The following is a 16,009-nucleotide window of genomic DNA, read 5'->3' on the forward strand; positions in this document are numbered from 1 at the left end:
CGAGGCAAAGGCGGCATTATCGCCCGCGCCGGGTCGCCCGCGCCGTTACAATCACGCGATGATTCCGCACGACCTCACCTTCGTCCTCGGCGGCGCGCGCTCGGGCAAGAGCGCGCATGCCGAGCGGCTCGCCGCCGACAGCGGCCGCCCCGTCACCTATATCGCGACCGCGACCGCCGCCGATGCCGAATTCGCGCAGCGCATCGCGCATCACCGCGCGCGCCGGCCGGCCGACTGGGGGTTCGCCGACGCACCCGTCGATCTCGCGGGCACGCTCGCGCGCCTCGACGATCCGCACGCGTGCCTGCTCGTCGACTGCCTGACGCTGTGGCTCACGAACCTGCTGTGCCCGGCCGACGGCGCGCCGCTCGACGACGCACAATACGCGACGCACGTCGAGCGGCTCGAGCATGCGCTGCGCGGCGCGCGTGCGAAGGTGATCGTCGTCAGCAACGAAATCGGGCTCGGCGTCGTGCCGCTCGGGTCGGTCACGCGCCGCTACGTCGACGAGCTCGGCCGCCTGAACCAGCGCGTCGCCGCGCTCGCGACACGCGTCACGCTGCTGGTTGCCGGGCTGCCGCTCGACCTCAAGGCGGGCGCGCCGTCATGCTGATGCTGTCGCTGCCCGTCGTCGCGATGCTCGCGGTCGCGGCCGCGATCGTCGACCGCGCCATCGGCGAGCCGGCCGGCTGGCATCCGCTCGTCGCGTTCGGCCGCTTCGCCGCGCGCATCGAAGCCGCAATGAACACCGGCCGGCGCGGTCGCGTGAACGGCGTCGCCGCGTGGCTCGCGGCGGTCGTGCCGCCGGTGGCCATCGCGGCATGCCTCGTCGCCGTGCTGCCGTGGCCGTTCGCGGCGGCGCTGCACGTCGCGCTGCTGTGGTTCGCGCTCGGCGCGAAGAGCCTCGCCGACCACGTCGCGCCGATCGCCGCCGCGCTGCTGCGGCGCGACCTCGACGCGGCGCGCACGCTGACCGCGCGCATCGTGTCGCGCGACACGAGCCACGCGGACGAAGGCGCGCTGTCGCGCGCGGCCGTCGAATCGGCGCTCGAAAACGGCAACGACGCGATCTTCGGCGCGCTCTTCTGGTTCATCGTCGCGGGCGGCCCCGGCGCGTTGCTGTTCCGGCTCGCGAATACGCTCGACGCGATGTGGGGCTATCGCACGCCGCGCTTCCTGACCTTCGGCTGGGCCGCCGCGCGCATCGACGACGCGCTGAACTGGGTGCCCGCGCGCCTCACCGCCGCGAGCTACGCGCTGCTCGGCGACACGGCCGCCGCGTGGCGCTGCTGGCGCACGCAGGCGCGCCACTGGGACAGCCCGAACGCAGGCCCCGTGATGGCCGCGGGCGCCGGCAGCCTGAACGTGCAGCTCGGCGGCCCGGCCGTCTATCACGGCGAGATCGAGGATCGGCCGGTGCTCGGCATCGGCGCCCCGGCCACCGCCCTTCACATCGTCGCCGCGCTGTCGCTCGTCACGCGCACGCTCGCGCTGTGGCTCGCGCTGCTGATCGCGAGCGGCGCACTCGCCATGGCCACCCATCATGTCTGATTCATCCATCGCGCACGGCGGCAACCTGCATGAGGCCGCCCGCCGCCACGGCATTCCGTATGACGCATGGCTCGACCTGTCGACCGGCATCAATCCGGTCGGCTACCCGGTTCCGCCCGTGCCGGCCGACGCCTGGCGCCGGTTGCCCGACGACGGCGACGGCCTCGCGGCCTGCGCCGCGCAGTATTACCGCGCGCCCGACGCCGCGCACGTGCTGCCGGTCGCCGGCAGCCAGGCCGCGATCCGCGCGTTGCCGGCGTTGCTGCCGGCCGGCGACGCCGGCGTCGCACCGCTCGCATACGGGGAATACGCGCCCGCGTTCGCGCGCCACGGCCATCGCGTCGTCGCGCTCGACATCCGCGCGAATACGCTGCCCGCGACGCTGCGCCACGTCATCGTCGGAAATCCGAATAATCCGACCGCCGAGTTCCTGCCGACCGAACGCCTGCTCGGCTGGCACGCGCAACTGGCGGCACGCGGCGGCACGATGATCGTCGACGAAGCGTTCGCCGATACGGGCGCGACGCCGTCGCTCGCGCCGCAGGTCGATCGCGCGGGGCTCGTCGTGCTGCGCTCGGTCGGCAAGTTCTTCGGGCTCGCCGGCATTCGCGCGGGCTTCGTGCTCGCGCATCCCGCGCTGATCGCCGCGCTGCGCGACAGGCTCGGCGCATGGACGGTCAGCGGCCCCGCGCGCCACGCGGTCGCCGCGGCGTTCGCCGACCGTGCGTGGCAGGCCGCCGCGCGCGAACGGCTCGCGGCCGACCGCGAGCGGCTGGCCGCGCTGCTGCGTATGCACGGCTTCGCGGTGCGCGCGACGCCGCTGTTCAGTTGGACCGACGATCCGCGCGCCGCGGCGCTGCATGCGGCGCTCGCGGCACGCGGGGTCTGGACGCGGTACTTCCCGACGCCGTCGAGCGTGCGCATCGGCCTGCCCGGCAGCGAAGCCGAATGGCGGCGCCTCGGTGATGCGCTTGCGCATTGCGTGCCATTGCTGCCGCGGGCCTCCGCATGAGTGCACGCCTGTTCCGCCGATTCGCACCGGTCTCGCTGCTGGCCGCGCTCGCTCACGCACCGCTCGTCCACGCCGACGTCACGACACGCGACGACGCCGGCCATACCGTCACGCTGCCCGCGCCCGCGCAGCGCGTGATCAGCCTCGCGCCGCACGCGACCGAGCTCGTCTACGCGGCCGGCGGCGGCGCGAAGCTCGTCGGCACCGTCACGTACAGCGACTATCCGCCCGCCGCGCAAGCGGTGCCGCGCGTCGGCGACAACAAGGCGCTCGATCTCGAACGCATCGCCGCGCTGAAGCCCGACCTGATCGTCGTGTGGCGGCACGGCAACGCCGAGCGGCAGACCGATGCGCTGCGCGCACTGCACATCCCGCTGTTCTTCAGCGAGCCGAAGCATCTCGACGACGTGTCGTCGTCGTTGCGCCGGCTCGGCACGCTGCTGGGCACGCAACCGGCCGCCGACGCTGCCGCGGCCGCCTTTACGCGTGACATCGCGACACTGCGCGCACGCTACGCGGCTCGCCCGCCCGTCACGATGTTCTTCCAGGTGTGGGATCGCCCGCTGACGACGCTCAACGGCACGCACCTGATCAACGAAGTGTTCGAACTCTGCGGCGGCCGCAACGTGTTCGCGTCGCTCAAGCCGCTCGCGCCGACCGTGACCGACGAGGCGGTGCTCGCGGCCAATCCGGAGGCGATCGTGACGACGAGTGCCGGCGCGACCCGTTCGAACGAACCGCTGCCGAGCCTCGCGCGCTGGCGCGCGTGGCCCGCGCTGACGGCCGTGGCGCGCAACAACCTGTTCGCGATCGATGGCGATCTGCTGACGCGGCCGTCGCCGCGGATCGCGCAAGGCGCGGCCGCGCTATGCGAGGATCTGGATGCCGCCCGTGCGCGACGGCCGGCGCACTGATTTCCGGCGGCCGTCGCGTTCATCGCGCACTCATACCGAATGCGTCCGGTGCTCGGCTCCGTGCGCCGCGTCGTTCACATGCAGACGCAAGTGCGCCTATGCGTCCCAATGCACGACTTCCCACGTTCGCGCGGCGTCCTCGCTGCGCAGCCACACCACCCCACCCGTCAGCACCGGCCGCGACAGCAACGTGTCGAGCGGCACGCGCAACACATGCGACGCGAATGCGCGGATCACACCCGCATGCGTGACGATCCATTGCGGCCCGTCGAGCTTCACAACCGCATCGGCCCGCCGCGCCACCCGCGCGACGAAGCGCTCGACGCTTTCTCCGCCGTGCGCGCACGCATGCATCAGGTCGGCCGCCCACGCATCGAGCGCCGCGCGGTCGATATCGTCCCAGCGCTGCATTTCCCACGCGCCGAAATCCATTTCCTGCCAGTCGTCATCGCGCAGCAGCGGTACGTCGAACGCCCGCGCGAGCCGTTCGGCAACCGACGCGCAGCGCGTCAGCGGGCTCGTCCACACCCGTTCGGGCAACGGCGCATCCAAGTCCGCCAAATGCGCACGCACGGCCTGCGCACTGCGATCGGCCGATTCGGCTAGCGGCACGTCGCTGCGCCCGTAGCAGACGCCCGGCTCGATGCCGACGGCCGGATGACGGATCAGGACGACGTCCATCCGAGCACCACCAGATAGATCGCCAGTTCGCCCAGTTGCTGCGCGAAGCCGAGACAGTCGCCCGTATAACCGCCGATCCGCTTCACGAAATAGCGCGCCAGGCATGCGCGCACGAGCACGAGCGCCACGCATGCGGCAACGCCCATGCGCCAATCCGGCCAGAACAGCCACGGCAGTCCGAACACCGCCGCGACGCCCGCCGCGCGTGCGCCCATCCGTTGCGCGACCGGCTTCGCCTTGCCTTCGGGCCGCACGTAGTCGAGCGTCGTCAGCAGGCTCACCGCCATCGCACGGCTCGCCGCGTGCGCGGCGATCATCGTCCATGCGGCGCGCAGCGGCAGCATCGACGCCAGCGCCTGCCATTTCAAGCCGAGCGCGACGACGAGCGCGACCGCGCCGAACGTGCCGATCCGCGAATCGTGCATGATGCGCAGCACGTCGTCGCGCGTGTAGCCGCCGCCGAACGCATCGCAACTGTCGGCAAGGCCGTCTTCGTGGAACGCGCCGGTCGCGAGCAGCGTCGCAGCCATCGACAGCCCCACCGCGATCGATGGCGGCAGCGCGCGCAGCGCGACGAGATAGACGAGCGCTCCCCATGCGCCGACGCACGCGCCGACGAGCGGAAAATAGCGCGCGGCCTGGTCGAGGTCGCCGGCCGCGTAGCCGATCGCGCGCGGCACGGGCACGCGCGTGAAATAGCCGAGCGCGACGAAGAAGTAGTGCAGTTCGGCCCGCATGCCGCGCGCGCGCTCAGGCGTCACGATCGTCGACGCCGGCGGATTCGAAGCTCGCCATCTCGCTGAGGAACGCGGCCGCCGCGCGCACCAGCGGCAGCGCGAGCGCGGCGCCCGTGCCTTCGCCGAGCCGCAGGTCGAGCGCGAGCAGCGGTTTCGCGCCGAAATGCTCGAGCATGCGCCGGTGGCCGGCCTCGTGCGACGTATGCGAGAACACGCAATAGTCGCGCACGCCGGGCGCGAGGCGCTCGGCGACGAGCAGCGCGGCGGTCGCGATGAAGCCGTCGACGAGGATCGTCATCCGCTCGCTCGCGGCCGCGAGGTACGCGCCCGTCATCATCGCGATCTCGAAGCCGCCGAACGTCGCGAGCACGTCGAGCGGCGCGATCGCGTGCGAGTGCTTGGCGAGCGCGCGGCCGAGCACCGCGCGCTTGTGCGCGAGGCCCTGATCGTCGAGGCCCGTGCCGCGGCCGACGCATGCGTCGATCGGTACGTCGAGCAACCGGCTCATCAGGCACGCGGCCGACGACGTGTTCGCGATCCCCATCTCGCCGAAGCCGATCACGTTCGTGCCGAGCGACGCGTGCAGGCGGACGCGCGCCGCGCCCGCGGCCAGCGCCGTCATCGCTTCTTCACGCGTCATCGCCGGTTCCGCCGCGAAGTTGCGCGTGCCGCGCGCGACCGGCAGCGACACCAGCCGGTCCGACAGCGGCAGCGGCGACGCGACGCCCGCATCGACGATCTCGAGCGTGCTCTGCGCGACGCCCGAAAACGCGTTGATCGCCGCGCCGCCGGCGAGGAAGTTCGCGACCATCTGCGCCGTCACCGCCTGCGGATAAGGGCTGACGCCCTCGGCCGCGATCCCGTGATCGCCCGCGAACACGATCGTCACGGGACGCTGCACGCCCGGCCGCTCGGTGCGCTGGATCAGGCCGATCTGCAGCGCGAGCGCCTCGAGCTGGCCGAGGCTGCCGGGCGGCTTGGTCTTGTGGTCGATCACGTGCTGCAGGCGCGTGCGCAGCGCGTCGTCGAGCGGCGCGATCGCGGGCGGGAATTGGGTCGAAATGGTCATCGGGAAGCCGTGTGGTGGGGGCGGCGTGCGCCGCGCATCGGAAAATTCGGAACGGGAAAGATCATTGTCGCGCGGGCCACGCCGGCAGCAGCGCATCGCGGCCGTTCTCGCGGATCAGCACGAGCGGATAGCCGAACGCGTCGCTCGCGCGCTCCGGCGTCAGCACGTCGTGCACGAGGCCGGCCCACGCACGGCCGCGGCCGTCGAGCAACAGCGCATGCGTCGTGAAACGCCGTGCGAGATTCAGGTCGTGACACGAAAACATCACCGTGCGCGGGCCTGCCGCGAGCCAGGCGGCCAGCGCCGTCAGGCAGTCGATCTGGTGATGCAGGTCGAGATGCGCGAGCGGTTCGTCGAGCAGCATCAACGGCGCATCCTGGCACAGCGTCGCGGCCAGCGCGACCCGCTGCCGCTCGCCGCCCGACAGCGACATCACGTCGCGCGACGCGAGCAGGCTCAGGTCGAACGTCGCGAGCGCATCGCGCGCGGCCGCGCGGTCGCCGTCGCGCTCCCACCCCCAGCCGCCGAGATACGGAAAGCGGCTGAGCAGCACCGTGTCGAACACGGTCGCGCTGAACGCATCGTGCAATTGCTGCGGCATCAGTGCGCGGCGCTGCGCGAGGTGTTCGGGGCGCCACGCGGCAAGCGGCCGGCCGTCGATCTCGACGTGTCCCGCGGCGGGCGGCTGCAGTCCCGCGAGCGTCGCGAGCAGCGTCGTCTTGCCCGCGCCGTTCGGCCCGGCGACGCACCAGATCTCGCCGGGGCGGAACACCTGCGTGAAGTGGTCGAGCAGCGTGCGCGCGCCGGCCTTGAGCGTCAGGTCGACGGCCATGTAGCGCATGTCGCCGGCGGCGGCATTCCGTACTGCGGCGCCCGTCATCGCATCGGCCTCCTCAGCAGCATCCACAGGAACGTCGGCACGCCGATCAACGCGGTCATGACGCCGACCGGCAATTGCGCGGGCGCGATCGCGGTGCGCGCGAGCAGGTCGGCCGCCATCACGCCGCCGCCGCCCGCGAGCATCGCGGCCGGCAGCAGCATCCGCTGGTCGTTGCCGAACGCGAGCCGCAACGCATGCGGCACGACGAGGCCGACGAAACCGATCGTCCCGGCCGTCGTGACCGCGGCCGCGGCGGCCAGCGACGCGACGAGATAGATCCGCACGCGCAGGCGCGCGACCGGCACGCCGAGCGCGAGCGCGCTCGCGTCGCCGCGCAGCAGCACGTTCAGTTGCGGCGCGGCCGGCAACGCGACGCCTGCGCTCAGCAGCAGCGCGCCCCACGCGAACCACGGCGCCGTCGCGCCGTTCAGGTCGCCCGTCAGCCAGAAGATGATGCCGCGCAACCGCGCGTCGGGCGCGAGCGACAGCAACAGCGTGACGAGCGCGCCCCACCCCGCCGCGATCACGACGCCCGTGAGCAGCAGCCGCGGCGACGCGTCGCGCGATTCGCCGCGCCACAGCTCCCGCCTCGCGAGACCGAGCACCAGCGCGACCGATACGAGCGAACCGGCGAACGCGGATGCGTCGACGAGCCACCACGCGCCGCCCGCGATCATCGCGACGAGCGCGAAACCGGCCGCACCGCCCGACACGCCCAGCACGTACGGCTCCGCGAGCGGATTGCGCAGCAGCACCTGCAACAACGCGCCGGCCAGCGCGAGCAGCGCGCCGCACGCGAAACCCGCGAGCGCGCGCGGCAGGCGCAGCGTGCGCACGATATCGGCGAACAGGGTGTCGCCGCCGTGCGGCACGAGCGATGCGAGTGCTTGCCACGGCGACATCGGCACGCTGCCGATCGACAGCGACGCGACGAACAGCAGCGCGACCACGGCGCCCAGCGCGGCCCAGATGACGCCGGCGCGCGCGGCGTTCATGCCGCGCACGGCCGCACGCACGACGCGCGGCGCATCCGCTGGCGGTAGCCGGCCGCGCGCGACATGGGCGCGTGGCGGACGATTGGGGTCGGCATCGAAGAACGTTCCGTGAACATTGCGCGCCCCGCTTCCCCGCAGGCCGCGCGTCATGGAGCCCGTGCGGGCTCCCCGTCTCGGCCGGTATCCGGGCTGGCGGCGGTCCGGCTCGCCTTCCCGCGCAATGATGCGCAGTGGCCCGCGCCCGCGTGCGACCTGCACGCGAAACGCGCCCGAGCCGGCCTGCGTCACGCGACGCGGCCGCTTACCGTTGCGGGGGCAGCGCAGGTTGGCGTGCTCCTCGAGCCCGCACCCTGCTTCCCGTTTAACCGCGCGTCCTGCGCGAGCACCGAGGCGGCGCCAGTTTAGGAGCCGGTCGCGCGAGCGTCAAGGAAGCATCCGGACTCGCGCGGGAAGCGCCGATTCGCGGCAAGAAGCAGGGGTGTTACGACTGGAAACGTTACAGATGTCGGATTGGGCGGTATTCCGCGCTAAAATGCTGGGTCTTTAGAGGACGCAGCAAATGCTCAACGAACTCGAAACCCTGTCTCAAAATATTGGCCGTCTGATTTCGCTGAACAAGCGCTATCACTCGGAACGGCTCGCGCTCGAGGAGCAGGTCGCGCAATTGCGCGCGGAAGCGGACACGGTCCGCGCGGAACTCGCGCAGCTGCGCGACGAACGCAATGCGCTCGCGGCCGAGCGCGACACGTTGTCGGCGAAGATCGACGACGCCCAGGTAAAACTGAACGCGATTCTCGAAAAGCTGCCGCGCTCGAAGAGCGCGGAGCAAGCCGACAACCAGCTCGACCTGCTCGATGCGCAAGCGCGCACGGATGGCGATGATGCGGCCAGCCACGGAGAACATGCATGAGCACCAAGCAGATCGAAGTCTCGATTCTCGGTCAGGCCTATCGGCTCGCCTGTTCGGCCGAGACCGAAGCGGCGCTGCTCGAAGCGGTCGCGCGCGTCGATGCCGAAATGTCGAAAATCCGCTCGAACAGCTCGGTGCGCGGCACCGATCGCATCGCGGTGATGGCGGCACTGTCGCTCGCGTCGGAATTGCTGCGGTTGCAAACGAGCGTGCGGCACGGTGAAGCATTTCCGGCGGAAGAAATCCGTCGTACAATGCACCAGATGAACGAACAACTCGGCGCGGTGCTCGCACAGCACGAGACGCAGTAACGTTTCAAACGATGCGTCGATTCCGCTTGATCTCGACGGTCAACGGTGGTCAAATTGGCGCATCGAAACACAGTTCAGTCAGCTTCCCTGCCTGGTTCGCCAAGGTCATATATTCCTTGAACCAATGCCATGTGCACGGTTGCGGAAATTTGTAGCACGGGCGCGCGCGTCACTCTGTCTGATGTACCCGAAGTGCTGCTAACTGCGACCAATTCTGAACCTCAGGTTCAGGATGCCGGCCTAGCGGCCAAGGCGGGGGCCTATCCAACGGCATCGGGCAACTCCCGGTGCCGTTTTCTTTTGTAGCAGCCTCTTTTTGCGTCGATCACGACCATGCAATACTGGCTGATGAAGTCCGAACCGGACGAAGCAAGCATCGACGATCTCGCCAACGCACCGCAGCGTTCGCTGCCGTGGACCGGCGTGCGCAACTATCAGGCGCGCAATTTCATGCGCGACACGATGAAGATCGGCGACGGCGTGCTGTTCTATCACTCGAGCTGCCCCGAACCGGGCATCGCGGGTCTCGCCGAAGTGTCGTCCACGCCCTACCCCGATCCCACGCAGTTCGATCCGAAAAGCCCCTATTACGACCCGAAATCGACACAGGAAGCGCCACGCTGGCTGCTCGTCGACGTGCGCTTCGTGAAGAAGTCGCCGCTCGTGCCGCTCGCCTCGCTGCGCGAGCACGACGAGCTCGCCGACATGCGCGTGCTCGCCCGCGGCAACCGGCTGTCGATCACGCCCGTCACGCGCGCGGAATGGCGGTTCATCACCGAAAAGTTGATGAAGTAGGCACCGGCCAAAACGTCAAATCTGGTCAGTACGCACGGTCGTCACGGAACTCGCGATGCTTTCGCGCGGCCTAAGCAACCGCTGTCGGCCGATCGGGCCGGCTGTCGTTTTTTTCGTCGCGCGGTACGCCCGCGTCGCGCACGCGTGATCCGCGTGCGCGCCCTCGCACAAGGAGTCCAACAATGACCAAGAAATCCGCTCTCGCGCTGTCGCTCGCCCTCGCCGCCGCCGTTCCCGTCGCGCTGACGCTCGCGTCGCCCGCCGCGCACGCCCAGGCCGCGAACCCGCACTTTCCGGAGCCGGCCGGCGTGCTGTCGCTTTCGTCGCAGGCCAGCGCCGACGTGCCGCAGGACATCATCCACATCACGCTGTTCTACGAGCAGCAGGCCAAGGACCCGGGCAGTCTCACCGCGCAGTTGAACCAGCGCGCGGATGCGGCGCTGTCGCAGGCGAAGGGCGTGTCGGGCGTCACCGCGCACACGGGCGCGTTCTCGGTGTATCCGAGCACCGATCGCGACGGCAAGATCTCCGCATGGCGCGGCCGCACCGAAGTCGCGCTCGAATCGCGCGATTTCGCCGCGGCATCGAAGCTGGCAGGCCAGTTGTCGAACCTGATGCAAGTCGCGAACGTCGAGTTCTCGCTGTCGCCGGAAGCCCAGCGCACGGCCGAGCAGAAGCTCACGACCGAAGCGATCAAGTCGTTCCGCGCCCGCGCGGACGAAGCCGCGAAGGCGTTCGGCTACAACAGCTACACGATCCGCGACGTGAACGTCGGCAGCGGCCGCAACGTGCAGCCGTACCCGCGCATGATGGCGATGGCCGCGGCGCCGATGGACAGCGCGAAGATGAGCGCGCCGATCGCGGTCGAAGGCGGCAAGGCCACCGTGTCGGTCACCGTCAACGGCTCCGTGCAGATGAAGTAACGCGCATCGCGCCGTTGTCGGAAACGCAAAACGCCGGCCCTCGGGCCGGCGTTTTTCATGTGCATCCGGGTAGCCGATGCGCACGCCGGTCGCGCGTGCATCGATACCGCGTCATGCAGCCACCTCATGCGGCCACCTCATGCGTCCACTTCAAGCAGCCGCATTCGCATTCGCCGCGCGGCGGCGATACGCCCACACCATCAGCGCGATACCCGCGACGATCATCGGCAGCGACAGCCACTGCCCCATCGACAGGCCGAGCGCGAGCAGGCCGAGGAAGTCGTCGGGCTCGCGCGCGAACTCGACCGTGAAACGCGCGAGGCCATAACCGATCAGGAACAGCGCGGATATCGCGCCCATCGGCCGCGGCTTGCGCGCGAACAGGAACAGCACGAAGAACAGCGCGATCCCCTCGAGCGCGATTTCATAGAGCTGCGAAGGATGGCGCGGCAGCATCTGGTATTGCATGAACACGTCGGCGAGATGCCACCTCTCGACAAGCTCGGGATGTTTCGGCAGCCATGCCGCGTCGTCGCGCATCGCGCCGGGGAACAGCATCGCCCACGGCGCCGTCGGATCGGTCACGCGGCCCCACAGCTCGCCGTTGATGAAATTGCCGAGCCGCCCGGCCGCGAGCCCCGTCGGCACCATCGGCGCGACGAAATCGGTGACCTGCAGCCAGTGCCGCTTGCGCTGCCACGCGAACAGCACCATCGCGAGCGTCACGCCGAGGAAGCCGCCGTGAAACGACATGCCGCCTTCCCACACCTTGAACACGTCGAGCGGATGCGAGAAGTAGAAATCGGCCTTGTAGAACAGCACGTAGCCGAGCCGGCCGCCGAGCACGGTGCCGAGCACGCCGTAGAACATCATGTCGTCGATGTCCTTTGCGGTCCAGCCCTGCGCGGCGACGTGCGGCAGCTTCAGGCGGATGCGACCGACGACGATCGCCGCGATGAAGCCGACGAGATACATGAGGCCGTACCAGCGCACGGCCAGCGGCCCGAGATGGATCGCAACGGGGTCGAAATTCGGGTGAATGATCATGGGTTAGCGAAGAAGTTTTCGAATACGGTACGGCCATCGCACAGATGCAGGACCGCGCATTGGACGGCGACCGCGCGCCATCGTTCACGTCACGCGGCCGGACCGTGCGCACGCACGACGTCGATGAAGCCGGCGAGCACGGGACTCACGTCGCCGCTGCGCCACGCGAGGCCCGTCTCGACGACCGGCGCGTGACCGGCCAGCGGCCGGTAGACCACGCCGGTGCGCCGCAGGTTACGCAGCGATTGCGGCACCCGTGCGACGCCCATGCCGGCCGACACGAGGCTGACGATCGTCTGCATCTGGATCGCCTCCTGGCCGATGCGCGGGGTTTCCCCCGCCGCGCCGTAGCAGCCCGTAATGATGTCATAAAAGCCGGGCGCCAAACGGCGCGGAAAGATCACGAGCGGCAACGCGGCGACGTCGGCAAGCTGCACCGGCTCGTCCTCGGGCGCGTCGGACGTCCCGGCCGGCATCGCGATCACCAGCGGCTCGCGCACCACCGGCAGGTACGACAGCCCGGCCGCGTGGCGCGGCGGCACGGGCGGAATCACGAGCCCCGCGTCGATGCGCCCCGCGACGAGTTCGTCGATCTGCACGTCGCTCGTCGCCTCCGCGAGCTGCAGCCGCACCTGCGGATAGCGCGCGCCGAACGCACGCAGCAACGACGGCAGCAGCCCGTAATCGGCGGTCGACACGAACGCGAGCGACAGCGAGCCGGCCTCGCCGCGCGCGAGCCGGCGCGCCAGCGGCGGCAGCGCATCGGCCGACGCCAGCAGCCGGCGCACTTGCGGCAGCAGCGCCGCGCCGACCGCCGTCAGCGCGACCGAGCGCTTGGTCCGCACGAACAGCGCGACGCCGAGCGCGTCCTCGAGCGCGCGGATCGCCTGCGACAGCGGCGGCTGCGTCATCGACAGGCGCTCGGCCGCGCGGCCGAAATGGCGCTCGTCGGCGACGGTCGCGAAATAGCGCCACTGGCGGAGGTCGGGGGTGGGTCGGCCATGCTCGACTCATTCGAAAAACGACTTAATGTACGACAAATAATATATTGGACATCCCAGAACGGAAACTCCATGCTTGATCGACCCACCCGGCGCACCGGTCGCGCCGGCGTCGCCACAACAACGATGGAGCTCCCCATGTCGTACAACCGCCGCTCTAAAAACATCACGCAAGGCGTGGCCCGTTCGCCGAACCGCTCGATGTATTACGCCCTCGGCTACCAGAAGGACGATTTCGACAAGCCGATGATCGGCATCGCGAACGGCCATTCGACGATCACGCCGTGCAATTCCGGCCTGCAGCGGCTGTCGGACGCGGCGGTCGCGTCAGTGAAGGCGGCCGGCGCGAACCCGCAGATCTTCGGCACGCCGACGATTTCGGACGGCATGTCGATGGGCACCGAAGGGATGAAGTACTCGCTCGTGTCGCGCGAAGTGATCGCCGACTGCATCGAAACCTGCGTGCAGGGCCAGTGGATGGACGGCGTGGTGGTGGTCGGCGGCTGCGACAAGAACATGCCGGGCGGCATGATCGCGCTCGCGCGCCTGAACGTGCCGGGCATCTACGTGTACGGCGGCACGATCCGCCCGGGCAACTGGAAAGGCCGCGACCTGACGATCGTGTCGTCGTTCGAGGCCGTCGGCGAATTCACCGCGGGCCGGATGTCGCAGGAGGATTTCGAAGGCGTCGAGAAAAACGCGTGCCCGACGTCGGGTTCGTGCGGCGGCATGTACACCGCGAACACGATGAGCTCGTCGTTCGAGGCGCTCGGGATGTCGCTGCTGTATTCGTCGACGATGGCGAACCCCGACCAGGAGAAGGTCGATTCGGCCGCCGAATCGGCGCGCGTGCTGGTCGAGGCCGTGAAACGCGACCTGAAGCCGCGCGACATCATCACGAAGGAATCGATCGAGAACGCGGTGTCGGTGATCATGGCCACCGGCGGCTCGACCAATGCGGTGCTGCACTATCTCGCGATCGCGCACGCGGCCGAGGTCGACTGGACGATCGACGACTTCGAGCGCATCCGCAAACGCGTGCCGGTGATCTGCGACCTGAAGCCGTCGGGGAAGTACGTCGCGACCGACCTGCATCGGGCCGGCGGGATTCCGCAGGTGCTGAAGATCCTGCTCGACGCGGGGCTGCTGCATGGCGACTGCATGACGATCACCGGCCGCACGATCGCCGACGAGCTGAAGGACGTGCCGACCGTGCCGCGCGCGGATCAGGACGTGATCTTCCCGATCGACCGCGCGCTGTACAAGGAAGGCCATCTCGCGATCCTGAAGGGCAATCTCGCGGAAGACGGCGCGGTCGCGAAGATCACCGGCCTGAAGAACCCGGTGATCACGGGCCCGGCGCGCGTGTTCGACGACGAGCAGAGCGCGATGGACGCGATCCTCGGCGACCGGATCCGCGCGGGCGACATCCTCGTGCTGCGCTACCTCGGGCCGAAGGGCGGCCCCGGCATGCCGGAAATGCTCGCGCCGACCTCCGCGATCATCGGCAAGGGGCTCGGCGAATCGGTCGGCTTCGTCACGGACGGCCGCTTCTCCGGCGGCACCTGGGGCATGGTGGTCGGCCACGTCGCGCCGGAGGCGTTCGTCGGCGGCACGATCGCCCTGGTGCAGGAAGGCGATTCGATCACGATCGACGCGCACCGGCTGCTGCTGCAACTGAACGTCGACGACGCCGAACTCGCGCGCCGCCGCGCCGCATGGCAGCAGCCCGCGCCGCGCTATACGCGCGGCGTGCTCGCGAAATTCGCGGCGCTCGCGCGGCCGGCGAACCAGGGGGCGGTCACGGGTTGATGTAAAGGCAGCAGGACAGGCGACCCCGACAAACGGGCCGCCGGGGAACGCGCAAAACGCGCTTTCCCTTTGCTTCTATAATGCGCGGACCATGAAGCCGGCCGTCCCCGCCGGCGGAGAACCGCATGAAACAGACGATATTGCGCGTGCTGCTCGCGACGCTGCTGACCGGTAGCGCGGCGGCGGCGCGCGCCGACCAGGCTGACGGGCTCGCGCTCGCGCAGCGCAAGAACTGCATGGCCTGCCATGCGATCGGCAAGCCGCTGATGGGTCCGTCGTTCCACGACATCGCCGGCAAGTACGCGACGCGCAACGACGCCGCCGATTATCTTGCGCAATCGATCGTGAAAGGCAGCGTCGGCGTATGGGGCAGCGTGCCGATGCCCGCCAATACGCAACTGACGGGCACCGAAGCGCGCACGCTCGCGCAGTGGGTGCTGTCGGTTCGCTGAATCGGCTACCCGCGCGACGCACCGACGCCGTGTGCAGCGCGTGGCAGTTGGCAATCCCGTCCCCCCGACCGGCGGCGCATCACCGCCGGCCTCGCAGGCCCTGAGCGGGCCGCACCTTCTTCTTCACCGCCGCGAACGATTGCCGTTCAGCCGGAATGACCGGCGCGACGGCGGGCGATCTCTTCATCGACCGCATCGCGCACCCAGTCCATCACCTCGGTTTCCAGCGCGAGTGCGACTTCGCGCGTGACCTGGCCGACCAGCCAGGCCGAATGCTCGTGCAACGCATCGCGACAACGCGCTTCGATGGCCTCGCGCCCCGGCCCGGTCAGATAGGTCGTCAGGCGATTGCGAAGCCGTTCGGCGATGTGCTGCGCGTCCTCCGGCGTCAGCGCGGCCGCGGCCTGCGCATCCGGCTGCGGCGCGGCGCTGGTCAGACCTGGTTCCGGCATCGCCGTGTCGGGCGCGTGTGCGGCCGCGTCGCGCGCAATCGCGGCGAACGTGTACTGCGGCAACTCATCGTCGACCAGCGACGTGCGCAGCGGCGCCGTCATCGCCGCCGCCTCTTCGGCGACCACGTGCTCCGCTGCGCCGGGTTCGGCCGGCGCGTCGGTCTCACCCGCGGCGGCCGTCGCCACGTCGCCCGGCAGTTCGACGGCCGGCACGTGCGGCGTCGGCACAGGCTCGACCACGACGGAATCGGGGTCGGCTTCGGTTTGATGGAATTCGCCCGGCGCGGCAGCGGCGGCCGCCGGTGCGATCACGTCGGTGAGCACCGGAATCGTCGCGTCGTCGTGCGGCCCGGGGGCGACGGACGCGGGCGAGCGCGCCGGCACCGGCTTGCCGGGCACCAGCACGTCGGTCAACGTCGGGATCGAGGATGAATCGGCTTCTGTCACGGGAACACTCCGTCGACGGT

17 protein-coding genes, 1 other RNA gene, 1 pseudogene and 1 riboswitch are annotated in these 16,009 nt (G+C 69.9%); of the genes and pseudogenes, 11 read left to right on the forward strand and 8 right to left on the reverse strand.

The annotated features are described in order from the left end of the window. Positions 1-58: 58 nt before the first annotated feature. The 4 genes from cobU to QZM72_RS16870 are packed head-to-tail and all read left to right on the forward strand — an operon-like array spanning position 59 to position 3,477. Positions 59-613: a bifunctional adenosylcobinamide kinase/adenosylcobinamide-phosphate guanylyltransferase gene (gene cobU / locus QZM72_RS16855; protein ID WP_089468188.1), complete on the forward strand. Its 555-nt coding sequence runs from the start codon at positions 59-61 to the stop codon at positions 611-613. After that, entirely contained in the window at positions 607-1,551 is a 945-nt protein-coding gene (gene cbiB, locus QZM72_RS16860) for an adenosylcobinamide-phosphate synthase CbiB (RefSeq protein ID WP_089468189.1), read from the forward strand. The genes cobU and cbiB overlap by 7 nt, the downstream gene beginning before the upstream one ends. Then, entirely contained in the window at positions 1,544-2,563 is a 1,020-nt protein-coding gene (gene cobD / locus QZM72_RS16865) for a threonine-phosphate decarboxylase CobD (protein WP_089468190.1), read from the forward strand. Before cbiB ends, cobD begins: the two co-directional genes overlap by 8 nt. Continuing rightward, a complete protein-coding gene (locus tag QZM72_RS16870) occupies positions 2,560-3,477 on the forward strand; it encodes a cobalamin-binding protein (RefSeq protein ID WP_089468191.1) in 918 nt (305 codons plus the stop codon). The genes cobD and QZM72_RS16870 overlap by 4 nt, the downstream gene beginning before the upstream one ends. Before the next feature lie 96 nt (positions 3,478-3,573). On the opposite strand, the gene cobC is transcribed toward QZM72_RS16870, so the two are convergent. From cobC to QZM72_RS16895, 5 genes are all read right to left on the reverse strand, one after another. Next, positions 3,574-4,158, reverse strand: coding sequence for an alpha-ribazole phosphatase (gene cobC / locus QZM72_RS16875; RefSeq protein ID WP_089468192.1), 585 nt, complete (start codon positions 4,156-4,158; stop codon positions 3,574-3,576). Beyond that, entirely contained in the window at positions 4,143-4,895 is a 753-nt protein-coding gene (locus tag QZM72_RS16880) for an adenosylcobinamide-GDP ribazoletransferase (RefSeq protein ID WP_089468272.1), read from the reverse strand. Before QZM72_RS16880 ends, cobC begins: the two co-directional genes overlap by 16 nt. 13 nt (positions 4,896-4,908) lie before the next feature. Continuing rightward, positions 4,909-5,964 carry a nicotinate-nucleotide--dimethylbenzimidazole phosphoribosyltransferase gene (cobT, locus tag QZM72_RS16885; RefSeq protein WP_089468193.1) on the reverse strand — a complete coding sequence of 352 codons (1,056 nt, stop codon included), beginning with the start codon at positions 5,962-5,964 and terminating at the stop codon, positions 4,909-4,911. Positions 5,965-6,025: 61 nt separating this feature from the next. Then, positions 6,026-6,844 carry an ABC transporter ATP-binding protein gene (locus QZM72_RS16890; RefSeq protein WP_089468194.1) on the reverse strand — a complete coding sequence of 273 codons (819 nt, stop codon included), beginning with the start codon at positions 6,842-6,844 and terminating at the stop codon, positions 6,026-6,028. Next, positions 6,841-7,839 carry an iron ABC transporter permease gene (locus QZM72_RS16895; RefSeq protein WP_089468273.1) on the reverse strand — a complete coding sequence of 333 codons (999 nt, stop codon included), beginning with the start codon at positions 7,837-7,839 and terminating at the stop codon, positions 6,841-6,843. Before QZM72_RS16895 ends, QZM72_RS16890 begins: the two co-directional genes overlap by 4 nt. Before the next feature lie 157 nt (positions 7,840-7,996). Next, positions 7,997-8,244, reverse strand: a riboswitch (cobalamin riboswitch). A gap of 154 nt (positions 8,245-8,398) precedes the next feature. On the opposite strand from QZM72_RS16895, the gene QZM72_RS16900 reads away from it, so the two are divergent. The 5 genes from QZM72_RS16900 to QZM72_RS16920 all read left to right on the forward strand — a co-directional run bounded on the left by QZM72_RS16900 (position 8,399) and on the right by QZM72_RS16920 (position 10,778). Then, the gene (locus QZM72_RS16900; RefSeq protein ID WP_006478092.1) at positions 8,399-8,749 is read left to right on the forward strand and encodes an ATPase; all 351 of its coding nucleotides are present in this window, start codon (positions 8,399-8,401) and stop codon (positions 8,747-8,749) included. Beyond that, positions 8,746-9,060: a cell division protein ZapA gene (locus QZM72_RS16905; RefSeq protein WP_011352906.1), complete on the forward strand. Its 315-nt coding sequence runs from the start codon at positions 8,746-8,748 to the stop codon at positions 9,058-9,060. Before QZM72_RS16900 ends, QZM72_RS16905 begins: the two co-directional genes overlap by 4 nt. An 81-nt stretch (positions 9,061-9,141) precedes the next feature. Continuing rightward, positions 9,142-9,323, forward strand: a non-coding RNA gene (ssrS, locus tag QZM72_RS16910) — 6S RNA. Between the two features lie 70 nt (positions 9,324-9,393). Further along, positions 9,394-9,855 carry an EVE domain-containing protein gene (locus QZM72_RS16915; RefSeq protein WP_089468195.1) on the forward strand — a complete coding sequence of 154 codons (462 nt, stop codon included), beginning with the start codon at positions 9,394-9,396 and terminating at the stop codon, positions 9,853-9,855. Positions 9,856-10,037: 182 nt separating this feature from the next. After that, positions 10,038-10,778, forward strand: a complete 741-nt coding sequence (locus QZM72_RS16920; protein ID WP_089468196.1) for an SIMPL domain-containing protein — start codon at positions 10,038-10,040, stop codon at positions 10,776-10,778. Between the two features lie 150 nt (positions 10,779-10,928). On the opposite strand, the gene lgt is transcribed toward QZM72_RS16920, so the two are convergent. Both lgt and QZM72_RS16930 read right to left on the reverse strand, forming a co-directional pair. Next, positions 10,929-11,825 carry a prolipoprotein diacylglyceryl transferase gene (lgt, locus tag QZM72_RS16925; protein ID WP_089468197.1) on the reverse strand — a complete coding sequence of 299 codons (897 nt, stop codon included), beginning with the start codon at positions 11,823-11,825 and terminating at the stop codon, positions 10,929-10,931. An 89-nt stretch (positions 11,826-11,914) separates the two neighbouring features. Continuing rightward, positions 11,915-12,820, reverse strand: a pseudogene (locus tag QZM72_RS16930) (LysR substrate-binding domain-containing protein); the annotation flags it as partial. Positions 12,821-12,964: 144 nt separating this feature from the next. Between QZM72_RS16930 and ilvD the strand changes: the two are divergent. Together ilvD and QZM72_RS16940 are read left to right on the forward strand one after the other, a co-directional pair. Continuing rightward, the gene (gene ilvD, locus QZM72_RS16935; RefSeq protein ID WP_089468198.1) at positions 12,965-14,638 is read left to right on the forward strand and encodes a dihydroxy-acid dehydratase; all 1,674 of its coding nucleotides are present in this window, start codon (positions 12,965-12,967) and stop codon (positions 14,636-14,638) included. 125 nt (positions 14,639-14,763) lie between these two features. Continuing rightward, complete coding sequence (locus tag QZM72_RS16940; RefSeq protein WP_089468199.1) at positions 14,764-15,090, forward strand: c-type cytochrome; 327 nt, start codon at positions 14,764-14,766, stop codon at positions 15,088-15,090. A 146-nt stretch (positions 15,091-15,236) separates the two neighbouring features. Here the strand turns inward: QZM72_RS16940 and QZM72_RS16945 are convergent, their stop codons facing one another. Then, positions 15,237-15,989: a DUF2486 family protein gene (locus QZM72_RS16945; RefSeq protein ID WP_089468200.1), complete on the reverse strand. Its 753-nt coding sequence runs from the start codon at positions 15,987-15,989 to the stop codon at positions 15,237-15,239. Positions 15,990-16,009 lie beyond the last annotated feature (20 nt).

The organism is Burkholderia sp. AU45388 (genome assembly GCF_030481585.1).
Classification (GTDB): domain Bacteria; phylum Pseudomonadota; class Gammaproteobacteria; order Burkholderiales; family Burkholderiaceae; genus Burkholderia; species Burkholderia sola.

Excerpts from the sequence above, each read along its gene's own strand:
- QZM72_RS16900 (WP_006478092.1), top strand. The coding sequence starts at position 8,399 with ATGCTCAACGAACTCGAAACCCTGTCTCAAAATATTGGCCGTCTGATT.
- QZM72_RS16870 (WP_089468191.1), top strand. The coding sequence starts at position 2,560 with ATGAGTGCACGCCTGTTCCGCCGATTCGCACCGGTCTCGCTGCTGGCC.
- QZM72_RS16890 (WP_089468194.1), bottom strand. The coding sequence starts at position 6,844 with ATGACGGGCGCCGCAGTACGGAATGCCGCCGCCGGCGACATGCGCTAC.
- QZM72_RS16905 (WP_011352906.1), top strand. The coding sequence starts at position 8,746 with ATGAGCACCAAGCAGATCGAAGTCTCGATTCTCGGTCAGGCCTATCGG.
- lgt (WP_089468197.1), bottom strand. The coding sequence starts at position 11,825 with ATGATCATTCACCCGAATTTCGACCCCGTTGCGATCCATCTCGGGCCG.
- ilvD (WP_089468198.1), top strand. The coding sequence starts at position 12,965 with ATGTCGTACAACCGCCGCTCTAAAAACATCACGCAAGGCGTGGCCCGT.
- QZM72_RS16895 (WP_089468273.1), bottom strand. The coding sequence starts at position 7,839 with ATGAACGCCGCGCGCGCCGGCGTCATCTGGGCCGCGCTGGGCGCCGTG.
- cobU (WP_089468188.1), top strand. The coding sequence starts at position 59 with ATGATTCCGCACGACCTCACCTTCGTCCTCGGCGGCGCGCGCTCGGGC.
- QZM72_RS16920 (WP_089468196.1), top strand. The coding sequence starts at position 10,038 with ATGACCAAGAAATCCGCTCTCGCGCTGTCGCTCGCCCTCGCCGCCGCC.
- QZM72_RS16880 (WP_089468272.1), bottom strand. The coding sequence starts at position 4,895 with ATGCGGGCCGAACTGCACTACTTCTTCGTCGCGCTCGGCTATTTCACG.
- QZM72_RS16915 (WP_089468195.1), top strand. The coding sequence starts at position 9,394 with ATGCAATACTGGCTGATGAAGTCCGAACCGGACGAAGCAAGCATCGAC.
- cobC (WP_089468192.1), bottom strand. The coding sequence starts at position 4,158 with ATGGACGTCGTCCTGATCCGTCATCCGGCCGTCGGCATCGAGCCGGGC.
- cobT (WP_089468193.1), bottom strand. The coding sequence starts at position 5,964 with ATGACCATTTCGACCCAATTCCCGCCCGCGATCGCGCCGCTCGACGAC.
- QZM72_RS16940 (WP_089468199.1), top strand. The coding sequence starts at position 14,764 with ATGAAACAGACGATATTGCGCGTGCTGCTCGCGACGCTGCTGACCGGT.
- cobD (WP_089468190.1), top strand. The coding sequence starts at position 1,544 with ATGTCTGATTCATCCATCGCGCACGGCGGCAACCTGCATGAGGCCGCC.
- cbiB (WP_089468189.1), top strand. The coding sequence starts at position 607 with ATGCTGATGCTGTCGCTGCCCGTCGTCGCGATGCTCGCGGTCGCGGCC.